At 64.7% G+C, this 13,028-nt stretch carries 16 protein-coding genes; 15 read left to right on the top strand and 1 reads right to left on the bottom strand.

From position 1 onward, the window contains the following. Nucleotides 1-206 precede the first annotated feature (206 nt). Nucleotides 207-452 carry a hypothetical protein gene (locus tag ACOCG7_RS09730; RefSeq protein ID WP_073431762.1) on the bottom strand — a complete coding sequence of 82 codons (246 nt, stop codon included), beginning with the start codon at nucleotides 450-452 and terminating at the stop codon, nucleotides 207-209. A gap of 272 nt (nucleotides 453-724) precedes the next feature. Between ACOCG7_RS09730 and ACOCG7_RS09725 the strand changes: the two genes are divergently transcribed. From ACOCG7_RS09725 to virB11, 15 genes are all read left to right on the top strand, one after another. Beyond that, on the top strand, nucleotides 725-979 hold the full coding sequence (locus ACOCG7_RS09725) for a helix-turn-helix transcriptional regulator (RefSeq protein ID WP_073431763.1): 255 nt from the start codon (nucleotides 725-727) through the stop codon (nucleotides 977-979). Beyond that, nucleotides 976-1,278 carry a hypothetical protein gene (locus ACOCG7_RS09720; RefSeq protein ID WP_347143645.1) on the top strand — a complete coding sequence of 101 codons (303 nt, stop codon included), beginning with the start codon at nucleotides 976-978 and terminating at the stop codon, nucleotides 1,276-1,278. The genes ACOCG7_RS09725 and ACOCG7_RS09720 overlap by 4 nt, the downstream gene beginning before the upstream one ends. Before the next feature lie 494 nt (nucleotides 1,279-1,772). Next, nucleotides 1,773-2,621 carry a ParA family protein gene (locus ACOCG7_RS09715; protein WP_244745211.1) on the top strand — a complete coding sequence of 283 codons (849 nt, stop codon included), beginning with the start codon at nucleotides 1,773-1,775 and terminating at the stop codon, nucleotides 2,619-2,621. Next, nucleotides 2,614-3,192 (top strand): hypothetical protein, encoded by a 579-nt coding sequence (locus ACOCG7_RS09710; protein ID WP_244745210.1) that lies wholly within the window; start codon nucleotides 2,614-2,616, stop codon nucleotides 3,190-3,192. The genes ACOCG7_RS09715 and ACOCG7_RS09710 overlap by 8 nt, the downstream gene beginning before the upstream one ends. Beyond that, entirely contained in the window at nucleotides 3,189-3,836 is a 648-nt protein-coding gene (locus ACOCG7_RS09705; protein ID WP_421375282.1) for a lytic transglycosylase domain-containing protein, read from the top strand. The genes ACOCG7_RS09710 and ACOCG7_RS09705 overlap by 4 nt, the downstream gene beginning before the upstream one ends. A 35-nt stretch (nucleotides 3,837-3,871) precedes the next feature. Continuing rightward, entirely contained in the window at nucleotides 3,872-4,213 is a 342-nt protein-coding gene (locus tag ACOCG7_RS09700; RefSeq protein ID WP_347143647.1) for a TrbC/VirB2 family protein, read from the top strand. Nucleotides 4,214-4,226: 13 nt separating this feature from the next. After that, nucleotides 4,227-4,559: a type IV secretion system protein VirB3 gene (locus ACOCG7_RS09695; RefSeq protein WP_421375280.1), complete on the top strand. Its 333-nt coding sequence runs from the start codon at nucleotides 4,227-4,229 to the stop codon at nucleotides 4,557-4,559. 1 nt (nucleotide 4,560) lies between these two features. Further along, nucleotides 4,561-7,032 carry a VirB4 family type IV secretion/conjugal transfer ATPase gene (locus ACOCG7_RS09690; protein WP_421375278.1) on the top strand — a complete coding sequence of 824 codons (2,472 nt, stop codon included), beginning with the start codon at nucleotides 4,561-4,563 and terminating at the stop codon, nucleotides 7,030-7,032. Further along, nucleotides 7,029-8,207, top strand: coding sequence for a type IV secretion system protein (locus ACOCG7_RS09685; protein WP_421375276.1), 1,179 nt, complete (start codon nucleotides 7,029-7,031; stop codon nucleotides 8,205-8,207). The genes ACOCG7_RS09690 and ACOCG7_RS09685 overlap by 4 nt, the downstream gene beginning before the upstream one ends. Nucleotides 8,208-8,209: 2 nt before the next feature. Next, nucleotides 8,210-8,917 (top strand): P-type DNA transfer protein VirB5, encoded by a 708-nt coding sequence (virB5, locus tag ACOCG7_RS09680; RefSeq protein ID WP_090518883.1) that lies wholly within the window; start codon nucleotides 8,210-8,212, stop codon nucleotides 8,915-8,917. Nucleotides 8,918-8,940: 23 nt separating this feature from the next. Beyond that, the gene (locus ACOCG7_RS09675; protein WP_167363322.1) at nucleotides 8,941-9,105 is read left to right on the top strand and encodes a hypothetical protein; all 165 of its coding nucleotides are present in this window, start codon (nucleotides 8,941-8,943) and stop codon (nucleotides 9,103-9,105) included. Further along, a complete protein-coding gene (locus tag ACOCG7_RS09670; protein WP_347143651.1) occupies nucleotides 9,095-9,856 on the top strand; it encodes a type IV secretion system protein in 762 nt (253 codons plus the stop codon). Before ACOCG7_RS09675 ends, ACOCG7_RS09670 begins: the two co-directional genes overlap by 11 nt. 14 nt (nucleotides 9,857-9,870) lie before the next feature. Continuing rightward, a complete protein-coding gene (locus ACOCG7_RS09665) occupies nucleotides 9,871-10,689 on the top strand; it encodes a TrbG/VirB9 family P-type conjugative transfer protein (RefSeq protein ID WP_347143652.1) in 819 nt (272 codons plus the stop codon). Next, on the top strand, nucleotides 10,682-11,899 hold the full coding sequence (gene virB10 / locus ACOCG7_RS09660) for a type IV secretion system protein VirB10 (protein ID WP_073432618.1): 1,218 nt from the start codon (nucleotides 10,682-10,684) through the stop codon (nucleotides 11,897-11,899). The genes ACOCG7_RS09665 and virB10 overlap by 8 nt, the downstream gene beginning before the upstream one ends. After that, a complete protein-coding gene (virB11, locus tag ACOCG7_RS09655) occupies nucleotides 11,896-13,023 on the top strand; it encodes a P-type DNA transfer ATPase VirB11 (protein WP_347143654.1) in 1,128 nt (375 codons plus the stop codon). The genes virB10 and virB11 overlap by 4 nt, the downstream gene beginning before the upstream one ends. Nucleotides 13,024-13,028: the final 5 nt, after the last annotated feature.

The raw sequence follows: 13,028 nt of genomic DNA, 5'->3' as shown, positions 1-13,028 counted from the left end.
TGTTGCAATGCGTCGCACTCAAGCCGCGAGGGCAGTCGGAGCGTGACGAAAAATCTCTGGAGCGCATGCCGCGCAGCCGCCCGGCGTCGCTGGAGATTTCCTCCCAGGCACGGTTGAGTCGCTTCGGACGAGCGCGCGCCAGCGGCTCTGCAGGACCGCAACGCCTGCATGCCTGTAACCGTATCCCGGGTTCCAGGCCGATGTACTCAGTTGCCTGCTGGCGGAACAATGCCTCGCGCATCGTCGTCCTGGTTGTTGCTTCCGGGCACGCACCCGATCAGGCCAAACATGGCCTGGAATTCGTACCCGCAGTCTTCGCACACGTACTCCTGGTAGACGGTGTACGTGCCTACAGCAGAAGCCCCCATCGTCACATTCAGCGACTCGCATGCCGGGCAGCGCACGACGCCATCCTCAACCGTACGCTTTTGCCATTCATCGGAAGACAGCACGAACGTCTCTCCTGGTCGATGCGAGGGTACGACCTTTGCCAGACTACCCCCGTACGTCTGATGCTGGCCATTCTACGCTTCGCATTCGCGAGATTGACCGCGATAATCACCGCCGTCGATGGCTGATACGTTCCGCGTCGCCCATACGTCGTTCGCCACGCCCGACGGGTGCTTCCCGTCGATAAGACGGGTTTGGAATCCGGACGCGACTGCTGCTTGAATGCCCTCATGTGCCGGCAACCCGAGACCGGCATCTTTTCTGGGGGAAGGCCATGTCAACTGCGAACAGTGAGGCGCACAGGATCCTGCGCCGCCGTCAGGTCGAAGAGATAACGGGGCTGTCACGTTCAACGATTTACCGGCGTATGCAGGCCCGAACATTTCCACCGGCCGTGCCACTGGGTGGTCGCCTGGTGGGATGGCGCGCGGCGGACATTGAAACGTTTCTCGAGAATCCCTCGCGTTACCGGGTGCCTGTGCCAGCGCGCGACGACGAAATGGGGCATGCGTCAGGAGGCGCGCCATGAGCCGCGATCTCGCTTCTGCACCTCTGCGCCGGCGGCTGGAGAATTGGGGTAACGCATCGCGCGGCGCCTACGATCCGGTCGATGCGGCGCGGATCACGAAAGCATGGCGGACCCTGCATCCCCGGCATCGTGACCTGCTCCGCATGGTCTATCTCTGGCGTGCGCGTCGCGACGTGGTCTGCCGTCGACTGCGTATACCGCGGCGCCCGGCTCAATGCCTTGAGCTGGAACTTGCCGCTGCACGGACGGCGCTCGCACGGGTCCTGGATGGCTGGACCCAGGATTACCCAGGATCGTGAAGATGGCTGATCGACCGGGACGGAGGCAGATAGTGGGCGCATCGCCGAGCCGGTTCGTGCTGGTCCGCAGCCGGCACGTTGTGTTGTTGAGCGACGCCGCTGCAGCAAGGAACGTTGAGGCGAACGGCTGGACGTGAAATTTTTTTTGGGAACAAGTGGGAACACCCGGGAACACATGGGTAAATGAAAGGACGACGCGGCGCCTGAGGTCCCTTGCATTGAGCGACGTACTCGCCTAGATTGAAGCCAACAATCTGATCCGGTCAACGTGCCACGCACGACCGAGTACGCGTTAGCGGCCCCGCAGTTCGATGTCTGTGCGACGACGTGGTGTGCCGAGACGCATTCGCAAAAAGCCTGCATCTGCAGGCTTTTCTGCTTTCTGGCGCTGATGCAATGATCCCCCGTTGAGCCCACGGTCAGCCTCCTTGGCGCCGCGGGTTCTTTTTTTTCGCAGGTTCATCGACCTCGGGTGCGGCTGAGGACGATGAACCATGAAATCGCTTCTGATCATTTCGGCAAAGGGTAATTCGGGCAGGACGCTGCTGACCTGCCTGCTTGCCCGTCACCTGCATCGCATCAACCACAGGCGCGTGCTCGTGCTGGACCTTGCTGAGCCGCCGCGCTGCGCACAGATGCTCGCCAGCCGCGGGCATAACACGACAGGCTCCGGCAACCGTGCGCCGGATCTGCCTGAGTGCACCAACCGGATAACGGGTGGGTGCGTTCGCGTCCTCAGCGCCGACGCCATTGACGGTCTGCGCTCGCGCGATGATCCCGCACGCACCCGCTATTATGCGAACCTTCGTCATCTGCTGTCTGTCGTGGCGCCGCGGTTCAACGTGTGCCTGATCGATGCGCCCATCCTGCCGGACCTGCGCGCTGTCTGTGCTGAGGCGCTGGCGGATGCGGTGCTGAGCCCTCTCGCGATGTCACCGGAATGTGTTGAATGCGCGTCCGCGGTCATCAACGGCACATACGGAATACGCAATGTCCGCGCGCGGCTGAATCCGGCATTGCGCTTTGCCGGGCTTCTGCCGGTGGTCGATGTCCCTTCGCCGATGGAAGAGGCTTGGGTGAAGATGATGGAAGCGACGTTGCGTGAGTGGCTGATCGTGGACCGGGCCTTTCCCCACGGATACGCCTGGCTGCCTCGTCTGCGGTCCGTCGGGCGCATTGACCCCCCCCTGGTGCCGTACGGCCAGGCTGCCGCGCAGGACGTCGGGGTAGCCGAAGCGTCGCGGACGGTGACCGCTTGTCTGAATGTGCTCACACGGCGGCTTGATGTAATCGGGAACGATGCGGTGCACGGCCTTCGCGATGCGGAGGTGTGCGATGCATGAGGCTGCCATCCCATTCGATATTGCGGTCCCCGGTCACGCGCTGCTGCGGGCGTTGCGCCGCTGGTCAGCCGTCATCGCTGCAATTATCGGTGTATCAATTCTGGTGCCTGGCACCGCCCGTGCCGACGACTGGGACTGCCAGGTGATCCTGTGCCTGTCCAATCCCGGTGGGCCTGAACAGTACGGTGAGTGCGTCCCGCCAGTCGAGAAACTGTGGGTGGCCTTACGCCACGGCGATCCTTTTCCGACCTGCGACTTCGGAGCAGGCGGCTCACGGGGAACGTCGGCGGTGAACATCTTTGCGAGTGCCGGTTACTGCCGCGAGGATCTGCTGTACTGGGGTGGCTCCGAGCAGAGCGAGCTGCTGTGCAATGCGCGTGGCGCGATCAACGTTGAGATCGACGGCGCACTGTACACGCGGGTCTGGTGGGATGCGGGAGGTGCAGACCGCACGATCACGGAGTTCTATGGGGCTGGCAGTACGGCGGTTCCGTATGAGCCGACGCAGTCGGCGCGCCTCTTTCTCGAGCGGGCGTCCGGGAGCTCGGGCGGACAGGGAGGTGGCGAATGATTCCGCTCGCCGCATTTCTTGCCCTGACACAGCAGTGCGCGCCGGCCGTGGCGCCCGCCACGATGGCAGCCATCGTGCGGGTCGAGTCAGGCTTCAACCCGTACGCAATCGGCGTGGTACGCGGTCGCCTCCAGCGGCAGCCCGCGAACCTCGATGAGGCCGTTGAGACCACACGCGCACTGGAGGCTGGCGGGTGGAATTACAGCGCAGGACTCGCACAGGTGAACCGCGCGAACTGGGTCCGGCTCGGGTTGACGCCGCAGGCCGTTTTCGATCCTTGCCGCAATCTCGCCGCCAGCGCGGCCATCCTCCAGGGCTGCTTCGAGCGCGCGCGGCTCAGGCATCCGGAAGCGCAGAACGCATTGCGCGCGGGGCTCTCGTGCTACGCGAGCGGCGACTTTTCCAGCGGATTCCGGACGGGCTATGTGCAGCGGGTCGTCGCCCAGGTTGCGCGGCCGGATCCGGTGGTTCCGGCCATTGCCACCGACGTTTCGCCCATTCCCGTCATTCCCTCCCGACCGACGGCCGCGCGATCCGACCCATCCCGTAGTCGCGCTGGCTTCGGGTCCCCCGGGGACGGCAGGACGGACCAGAAGGCCGGTCAGGCAGACGACATGACGCAGGAAAGCGCTGTGGTGTTCTGAGAAAGCAGAGACAACATGCGTGACAGGAGTAATCCATGAAATCAGGACAACATATCAAATTCGGAAAAATTTTGTCACGGTTTCCCTCGCACGGATCGGCGCGACATGCCTGGCGCAGTCTCGCGATTGTGCCCGTGGCGATGCTGACGGTGACGCCGGCATACGCGCAGCTCTCGCAGGTCAACACGCTGCTCACGACGATCCAGACCACGCTCCTTAGCGTGGGCGCGGTGGTGTGCTCGATCTCGATCATCTGGGCGGGCTTCAAGATGATGTTCCAGCACGCACGCTTTGGCGACATCGCCAACGTGTTCATCGGCGGCCTGTTCGTGGGCTGCGCCACGGTGATCGCGGCGATGCTGATCCCGACAAGCTGATGCGGAGGCGCACATGAATCCACGCATGAATCCACTCAGGGATCCCGTCTTCAAGGGCTGCACGCGACCCGCGATGCTCTGGGGAGTGCCACTCGTGCCATTCCTCATGGCGGGCGGCGGCGTCCTGATCCCCTCAATCTGGGCGCTACTCGCGAGCCCGCCGGTGGGTGTCGGCATCGTGCTAGTCCTCATCCCCATCTTTGTCACGATGCGCTCGGTCACGCGCCACGACGACCAGCGCCTGGCGCAGTTCGCGTTGCGCGTTCGCATGGTGTCTCGCCAGCGCAACCGCCGCTTCTGGGGCGCGCACGCCTACGTGCCATTCCGCGCCAGGAGGAGGGGCTGACATGGGCGCACAGCCGCAACTTGTCGACGTGGCCGAGCGTGAGGTTGTGCTCGCGGACTTCGTGCCATTCTCGTCGCATGTTACCGACCAGGTAATCCGCACGCGCGAGGGGGACTACCTGCGTGTCTGGAAGATCGCCGGCATCGCCTTCGAGGCGGCGGATCCGGGTGACATCCTCGTGCGTCACGAAGGTTTCAACCAGCTCGTGCGCAGCCTGCCGGGTGGTCACGTCGGCCTGTGGTCGCACCGGATCCGCCGGCGCGTGACCGACCACTTCGCCACGCCGTACGGCAACCCGTTCTGCCAGGAGCTCGCGACGCGCTACTACGCGAGCTTTGCCGGCTACCGGATGATGGCCAACGAGCTGTACCTGACGCTCGTGTACCGGCCGCACCGCACGCGCCTGGGGCGTCTTTTCAGCCAGGCGGCGCGGCGCACACCCGATGATATCCGGCGGGACCAGCATGAGGCCCTGAAAGTGATGGCAGAGCTCGCCGCGCAGGTCGAATCCGGCCTGAAGCCGTGGGATCCGGTGGCGCTTGGCGTCTACAGGAAGCCGATCCGCTACACGCGGCGGCCTGTCCGGTTTTCCGCAGCGCTGGAGTTCCTGGGCTATCTTGTGAACGCTGTGTGGGAGCCGGTACCGGTGCCGGCCGGCCGGATAGCGGAGGCGCTGCCGACGTCGCGGCTTTTCTTCCGCACCGAAAAGGTCGAGATCCGCATGCCGGGGGCGACGCGCTATGCGGCGCTACTGGACCTGAAGGACTACCCGGAAGAAACGGAGCCCGGGATGCTCGACGGTCTGCTCTATGGCGACTTCGAATACATCGAGACCCAGAGCTTCACGATCCTCGACCGTCCCACGGCGAAAGAGGCGCTCGAGCGTCAGCGCAACCAGCTCATCGCGGGCGAGGACGTGGCGGTGTCGCAGGTCAATGCAATGGATGAGGCGCTCGATGACCTGATCAACGGCGACTTCGTCCTCGGTGAATATCATTATTCGCTGGCCGTGCTCGGCGACCGGCCCGACGAGGTCGCGCGGCACGTGGCGAAGGCGCGCACACAGCTCGCGGATGTCGGCTTCCAGACGGCACTGGTCGACCTGGTGGCGGACGCCGCCTGGTTCGCCCAGTTGCCTGGTAACTGGCGCTACCGGCCCCGCGAGGCGAAGCTCACCTCGCGCAACTTCTGCGGACTCGCGAGCCTGCACAACTTCGCCACCGGCAAGCGCGACGGCAATCCGTGGGGCGAGGCGATCACGATCGTGAAGACGCCGAGTGGCCAGCCGCTATACCTGAATTTCCACGCGACCGCGGAGAAGAAGGAGTCCGCTGACGAGAAGGCGCTCGCCAACACGCAGATCATCGGCCAGGCGGGTGCCGGCAAAACGGTGCTGGAGTTGTTCCTCCTTGCGATGGCGATGAAGTATGGCTTCACCGGCGTCGTCTATGACAAGGACCGGGGCACCGAGATCGCGATCCGGGCGATGGGTGGCCGCTACACGGTGTTCCGGCGGGGCGTGCCGACGGGACTCAATCCGTTCCAGCTCGATCCGGACGAAGCGGTGCTGGACTTCTGGGAGCGGCTGGTGCGCCGGCTGGTCCACACCGGCACGCTGCTGTCGGCGAAGGATGAACTCGACATTTCGCGTGCCGTGCGCGAGGTCGCACGGATGGAACGGCGGCTGCGGCGCCTGTCGACGGTGCGGCAACTGCTGCCCGCCGTGGGCGAAAACAGCCTGCACGCGCGGCTCACGAAATGGTGCGCAGGAGGGCGGCTCGGCTGGGTGCTGGACAACCCGTCGAACCTGCTGGATTTCAGCCACAACCAGCTGTTCGGCTTCGATGATACGGAACTGCTCGACGATCCGGAGGTGTCGACGCCGGTCACGATGTATCTGCTGCAGCTGACCGAAAGCCTGATCGACGGGCGGCGCTTCGTCTATGTGATGACCGAATTCTGGAAGCGCCTGGGCGATCCGGTCTTCACGGATTTCGCAAAGGACAAGCAGAAGACGATCCGCAAGCAGAACGGTCTGGGCATCTTTGATACGCAGTCCCCGGCCGATGTGCTGGGCAGCGACATCGCGCGGGCGCTGGTTGAGCAGACCGCGACGTTCTTCTTCCTGCCGAACCCGCGTGCCGACTACGACGACTATGTGGATGGCTTCAAGCTGACCGAGGCCGAATTCAACATCGTGCGGTCTCTTGGCGAGAACAGTCGCCTGTTCCTTGTGAAGCAGGGCCACCGTTCGGCCATCGGCAGGCTGGATCTGGCCGGGCTCGGCGACGTGCTCGACGTGCTGTCGGGAACGACGGACAACGTCGAACTGCTCGACGGGATCCGTGCCGAGGTCGGCGACGATCCTCTCGCGTGGCTTCCCGTGTTTCATGAGCGGCTGGCGAAGCGTCGTGCGATCGGGGCCGCCCTGAACGCGCCGGCCGGGCGTCTGTCGGCAAGAGGTGCACGTTGAGCGGCCTTTTCACTTCAGTCGGCGGCACGCTCGAGAACGGCATGTCGACGTATGTCACGAGCGTGTCCTCGGCCCTCTCCAGCGCGCTGGTGCCCGTGGTCACAACCGCCCTGACGATCTGGATCATCGCCTACGGGTTCGCCGTCGTGCGCGGCGAGGCTCATGAGTCGGTACCTGCATTCGCGTGGCGTGGCCTGAAGGTCGCCATCATGCTCGCCTTTGCGCTCGGCGCGGGCATCTATCAGTCACAGGTCGTCACAGCAGTCGAAGGGGCGACGACGGGCCTCGCCCGGACGGTCCAGACCGCGGCGGCCAATGCCAGTGCAGGCAACCCTGGCTGTGGAACGGTGAGTGGCAGCAGCGTGACCGGCACGAGCGCGTCCGCCATCTACCAGACGCTCGACTGCTATGACCGTCAGATCGACATCGTGATGGATGCCTACTTCGACAAGGCGACGCACGAAGGTTTCAGTGTCAGTGGCATCGTCGCAGGCATCGGTGATCTGGTTGGCGGGTTCATCGTGGGGCTGGGCGGAGCCATTTTCCTGATGGTTCTGGCCTTCGAGGTCACGATGGCAAGGATGCTGCTGGATCTGGTGCTCGGTCTTGGCCCCCTGTTCATCGCCTGCGGGGCATTCGGCCCCACCGCACGATTCTTCGAGGCGTGGACCGCAAAGATTGCCAACTATGCGCTGCTGCAGATCCTGATCGCAGCATTTCTTGGCATGGCACTCACGGCGTTCTCCGCCAATCTCGCGCCGTTCAACGTCACGACTTCGTCGCCCGACACTAACGCTTCGGTGCTCGCTGCAGCAGGTCAGGCCGTGCTCACCGCTATAGCACCCTGGGGTGCGGCATTCAGCCTGTTCATCACGTCCCTGCTGCTGGCAACCATCGGCTGGCAGCTGCCGGCTGTCGCCTCGGGGCTTGCCGGCGGCGCCACGCTGTCGGGGTTCGGTGCGTTTGTTGCCGGATTTGCGTCGCGTGATGCCGTGAGAGGTCTCGGCTCGCTCGTAAGTCTTGGACACGGCCCGCGTCGGGCTGGGGGGCGGATTTCCAGCGGCAGCGGGGAAGCCGGTAGCGCGAATGCGGGAGGCAGTGCCGGTCAGATCCCCGCCTACCAGCGCGTAGCCCGCGAGCACCTCGGCGACCAGGATAACGCAGGAGGGTCATAGTCATGATCAGGTTACCTATCCATATCGGTATTGCCCCTGTCGCGGCGGCTGTGGTCGTGCTGACGATGCCCTCGGCCCATGCACAGGGCATCCCGGTCTTCGATGCGCAGAACGTGGTTCAGGCCATCGCGACCGTTGGGCAACTGAAGCAGGAAGTGCAGCAGGAACTCCAGCTATACCAGTCGCTCAGCGGCACGCGCGGGTTTGGCGAACTGATGAGCAATCCGGTCCTGTCGAATTCGCTGCCGTCGAACTGGCAGTCCATCTACACGGCGATCCGGAGCGGCGGATATGCGGGTCTGACGGGCAGCGCACAGACGCTGCGCTCGGCGAGCGAGATCTACAACTGCGAGGATCAGAGCGGCATCGACCAGCAGGTCTGCCAGCGCGCGCTGAACAAGCCGTTCCAGGACAAGGCCTTCGGCATCCAGGCGTACCAGACGGAGTTGCAGGAGCTCGACCAGATCCAGGGCCTGATGCAGCAGATTGACGTGACGCAGGATCAGAAGGGCATCGGGGAACTGCAGGCGCGCATCCAGATCGAGAGCACGGCGGTCGGTAACGAGATGGCGAAGCTGCAGCTCTTCCGGATGCTGGCCGATTCCGAAGACCGGCTGATCGCCGAGCAGCAGCAGGAGCTCGTGCTCAAGCGCGCCGGCAATACCGCACGGCTGCAGGACCAGATGGTGCCTGCCAGCTTTGGTAACTGAGTTCGGAAACCAAGGAGGCTGACATGATCCGGTCCGTCGTTGCAGTCTTTGCAATCCAGTTAGTTATGCTGATTAATGGATGTTCAGGAAATCCACCCAAACCTGTCCTGCCTGATGGCTTGCACCGTGTGCCGGTGAACCGCGTGGCACCGGCTTCCCTGTCCGATGGAGATGGCCATGAGCAATGAGCGTGACTCCAGTGAGCGTGACTCCCGTGAATCAGGTGATTATCGCCGGGCACTCGATTTCGAAGTGTCGGTCACGCATCTGCAGGAGCGCTCGGAGCATCGGGCATGGCACGTGGCGTCGGCCTCCGTGGTGATCGCGATCCTGTGCGCGGTCGCACTGGCCGTGATGGTTCCGTTCTACCGGGTCGTGCCGCTGCCGATCGAAGTCGACCGTCTGACCGGTGAGGCGCAGGTGATCGATGTGCTTGACGCGAAGCAGATGCATACGCGCGACATCGAGGACAAGCACTGGGTGGAGGTGTACGTGCGCTCGCGCGAGCGCTACGACTGGGGTCTCCTGCAGATGGATTACGACCGGGTGCTCGACATGAGCGACGACCGTGTCGCGCGGGATTACCGGGCGATCTACAGCGGCCCCGATGCACTGGACCGCCAGCTCGGGGCGAACACGCAGCGGCGCATCCGCATTCTCTCGACGACGCTCGTGCCGGACGAACCGGGCCGTGCTGTCGTGCATATCGAGCGCACGACGTGGAAGAACGGCATCGATAACGCGGAGCCGCCGCAGCGCTTCGTTATCACGCTCGCCTTCACTTACCGGCCATCCGTCTTCACGCGCGAACGCACGGCGATCGAGAACCCCTTCGGGTTCAGGGTGACGGCGTACAGCCGCGATCCCGAATACACGCCTGCGGTGTCGGCACCGGCATCGTCGCCGACATTGTCACCCGCTCCGGGAGGTGCGCGATGAGAGCGAGCACGTTGATGGGAACCGTCGCGCTGGCGGCAGTGCTGGGTGCGGGCTCTCCCGGTGCCCGCGCCTACGACGTGCCCGGCTGGTCTGGCGACTCGCGCGTGCGACAGGTCGTGTACCGGCAGGACGAGGTGGTGCGGGTCATCGCGCAACGTGGGTTCGCCACGCACATCGCGCTCAATCCGGCCGAGCGCATTCTCGTTGTGGCCCCAGGCGACCGGGATGGGTGGCAGGTAGTCGCAAACCGTGGCGACCACGATGTCTACCTCAAGCCACAGCTTGCTGCGCACGACACGAATCTCGAAATCCGCACGGACCGGCACAGCTACAGCTTCGACCTGGTTGTGCTGCCGCTCAGGGCCCGTTTCGGCAACGACGAGGAGATGTACCGCATCACGTTCGTGTATCCCGACGCTGAGGCTGCGAAGACGAAGGCTGCAGACGATGCGGCGCTCGTGCGCGAGCGCCTCGCCCAGTCGCCGGTGGTGCGTAACACCGCTTACTCGATGCAGGTGATGCCGCACTCGGAAGATATCGCGCCGACCGCGGCGTGGGACGACGGGCGCTTCACCTACATCCGCATTCCGGACAACCGCCGCATCCCGGCGATCTTCCGGGTGGCAGACGACGACAGCGAGAGCGTCGTTGACCGGCACATGGAGGACGACGTGATCGTCGTGCACGAGGTGGCACGGCGTTTCGTGCTGCGTCTGGGCGACGAGGTCGTCGGTCTGTGGAACGACGCGTTCGATGTGGACGGGGTGCCACCGGTGGACGGCACGACGGTGAGCGGTGTGAAGCGTGTCCTGCGGAGCGACGGCCATGAATGAGGAAACGCCGCGCAATGTGATTGCGCCCGGAGTTATGCCCGGGAGTGACCCGGCCAAGGTCACCGGTACCATAAACGGTGACCTTGGCGCACAGCCGGCCGATCGCGGCATGCCGGAGCTTGGACAGCAGGGCGGTCGCCCCCGTGCCTGGTGGCTCGCGCCACTACTTGTTGCCGTCCTCGTGATGGGCGGAGCGGTCTGGACGATCCACGGCTTCCTCGCGCGGCACGATGCGGCGGAGAAGGCGAGGCGGGATGCCGTCCAGGACCAGCCGGCCCAGGGGCGGGTATTCGCGGAAGGCAGCGCACCGGGGTCAGCGGCTGCCGCAGTGGCGAGTGGGCCGGGGGCAGTGGGCACGGGTGCGTCGGCACCCGCTGCCGTGGCACCGCGCCAGTCACCGGTACGTTCCGCACCCGCGCGCAGCTACTACGACGCGCCACTGCTCTCGAGCGGATCCAGTGGCCTGGCCAACGGCGAGGCCGATTCGGCTGCGTCAGCACCCGGCGCCTCGGGCGGCACGCAGCCACACGTGATGCCCGCGGCCGGCGGCCTGTCGCAGGGCAGCAGTCCGCTCGCCCCGGCATTGACGCCGACGGTGACGCCCAAAGTACGCGCGGGCTTTCTCGGTAATCGCAGCCTGATCCTCGCGGAAGGCGCCAAGATCGACTGCGCCGGTGATACGGCATTTGATTCGACCCAGGCGGGTATCTCGACCTGCACGGTGACGAAGAACGTCTATTCGGATGACGGCCATGTTGTGCTGATTGAGCGCGGCTCGCAGATCAACAGCGAGTACCGCTCGAACCTGGCGCCCGGACAGAAGCGGGTGTTCATCCTGTCGGCGCGTATCAGGACGCCCGAAGGGGTCACGGTTGAGATCGATTCTCCTGCGGCGGACGCGTTGGGTCGCATCGGCGTGAGCGGCTACGTGAACAACCACTGGGGCGAGCGTATCGGCGCGGCCATGCTGCTCGGCATGACGCAGGATGCGATTGGCTATCTCGCGACGCGTGGCGGCAACAGCAACGGCTCGGTCGTGTTCGAGAACACGCAGCAGCAGGGCAATGACATGGCCTCGCGCGTGCTCGACAGCACGATCAACATCCCGCCCACACTGACGCAGAACCAGGGGGCCGAGTTCACGATTATCGTCGCCCGGGATCTGGACTTCAGTCCGGTCTACGCGCTGGAACCAGGGGGTACGCGATGAACGCGCCGGCCCAGATCCTGAGCGAAGCGCCGGTACTGGCCGACGCCCCGCTGCCGAGGCTGGCAGAGGATGCGTCGGTGCGCGAGCTGATGCGCCCGCTCGCGGCACTGCTCGAAGACCCGGCTCTCACGGAGCTGGTGATCAACCGGCCGCAGCGTGTGCTGACCGAAACCCATCTCGGATGGCAGGCTCATGACTGTGCGGACCTCGACTTCGAGCGCCTGATGTCATTCGCGGTGGCGATCGCCACGCTCACGAACCAGGAGGTCTCGGCGCTGCATCCGGTGCTCTCCGCGCTGCTGCCCGGTGATGCGCGAGCCCAGATCGTGATCCCGCCGGTGGTGCCTCCGCGGACTGTGTCGGTAACGATCCGCCGTCCGTCTTCGCGCGAGAAGACGCTCGACGCCTACGAAACTGAGGGCCTGTTCGCGAAGACTACGTGGCACTGTCCGGCGGGACTTGATGAGGCGATGCCGGCACTGCGCTCCCAAGATCGTGAACACGTCAGGTGCCTCCAGGCGCGCGAGTTCCCGGCGTTCTTCGAGCTGGCGGTGCGCGGCCGGCTGAACCTCGTGATCGTGGGCAGCACCGGTTCGGGAAAGACGAGTTTCATGAAGACGCTGTGCCGGTACATTCCGGCCACCGAACGCATCGTGACGATCGAGGATGTGCGCGAGCTCTTCATCCGGCACGTCGAGAACTGCGTGCACCTGAACTACAGCAAGGGAGGGCACGGCCAGGCGCGGGTGACGCCTGCGGATCTGATCGCAAGCTCGATGCGCATGCGCCCTGACCGTGTGCTGCTCGCCGAATTGCGGGGCAGCGAAGCGTACGACTTCCTGAAGCTGCTGACGACAGGGCACTCCGGTTCGATCACGAGCTATCACGCGTCGAGCGCATCGATTGCCATCGAGCGGTTCGCGCTGATGGCGAAGGAGCATCCCGAGGCCGCCACTTGGGACGACGCGGCACTGCGCCGGCTGCTCTTCATGACGATCGACGTCGTAGCGCACATGGAAGCCACCGCGCTCTTCGACGAGTCCGGAGCGCAGACCGGCCGGCGCTGGTCCATGACGGAAGTCTGGTTCGATCCGCTGCGCCGTCATCAGGCGCACTTCCGGTAAAAAGG

It is taken from the genome of Paraburkholderia sp. DD10, from assembly GCF_049177125.1.
Classification (GTDB): Bacteria; Pseudomonadota; Gammaproteobacteria; order Burkholderiales; family Burkholderiaceae; genus Paraburkholderia; species Paraburkholderia terricola.
Note: the sequence above shows the minus strand (reverse complement) of the source record. Positions and strands in the feature narration are given on the sequence as shown.

Coding starts and splice junctions, on each gene's coding strand:
- ACOCG7_RS09715 (WP_244745211.1), top strand. CDS start 1,773: ATGAAATCGCTTCTGATCATTTCGGCAAAGGGTAATTCGGGCAGGACG.
- ACOCG7_RS09710 (WP_244745210.1), top strand. CDS start 2,614: ATGCATGAGGCTGCCATCCCATTCGATATTGCGGTCCCCGGTCACGCG.
- ACOCG7_RS09670 (WP_347143651.1), top strand. CDS start 9,095: ATGAGCAATGAGCGTGACTCCAGTGAGCGTGACTCCCGTGAATCAGGT.
- ACOCG7_RS09675 (WP_167363322.1), top strand. CDS start 8,941: ATGATCCGGTCCGTCGTTGCAGTCTTTGCAATCCAGTTAGTTATGCTG.
- virB5 (WP_090518883.1), top strand. CDS start 8,210: ATGATCAGGTTACCTATCCATATCGGTATTGCCCCTGTCGCGGCGGCT.
- ACOCG7_RS09665 (WP_347143652.1), top strand. CDS start 9,871: ATGGGAACCGTCGCGCTGGCGGCAGTGCTGGGTGCGGGCTCTCCCGGT.
- ACOCG7_RS09700 (WP_347143647.1), top strand. CDS start 3,872: ATGAAATCAGGACAACATATCAAATTCGGAAAAATTTTGTCACGGTTT.
- ACOCG7_RS09705 (WP_421375282.1), top strand. CDS start 3,189: ATGATTCCGCTCGCCGCATTTCTTGCCCTGACACAGCAGTGCGCGCCG.
- ACOCG7_RS09725 (WP_073431763.1), top strand. CDS start 725: ATGTCAACTGCGAACAGTGAGGCGCACAGGATCCTGCGCCGCCGTCAG.
- ACOCG7_RS09720 (WP_347143645.1), top strand. CDS start 976: ATGAGCCGCGATCTCGCTTCTGCACCTCTGCGCCGGCGGCTGGAGAAT.
- ACOCG7_RS09690 (WP_421375278.1), top strand. CDS start 4,561: ATGGGCGCACAGCCGCAACTTGTCGACGTGGCCGAGCGTGAGGTTGTG.
- ACOCG7_RS09695 (WP_421375280.1), top strand. CDS start 4,227: ATGAATCCACGCATGAATCCACTCAGGGATCCCGTCTTCAAGGGCTGC.
- virB10 (WP_073432618.1), top strand. CDS start 10,682: ATGAATGAGGAAACGCCGCGCAATGTGATTGCGCCCGGAGTTATGCCC.
- virB11 (WP_347143654.1), top strand. CDS start 11,896: ATGAACGCGCCGGCCCAGATCCTGAGCGAAGCGCCGGTACTGGCCGAC.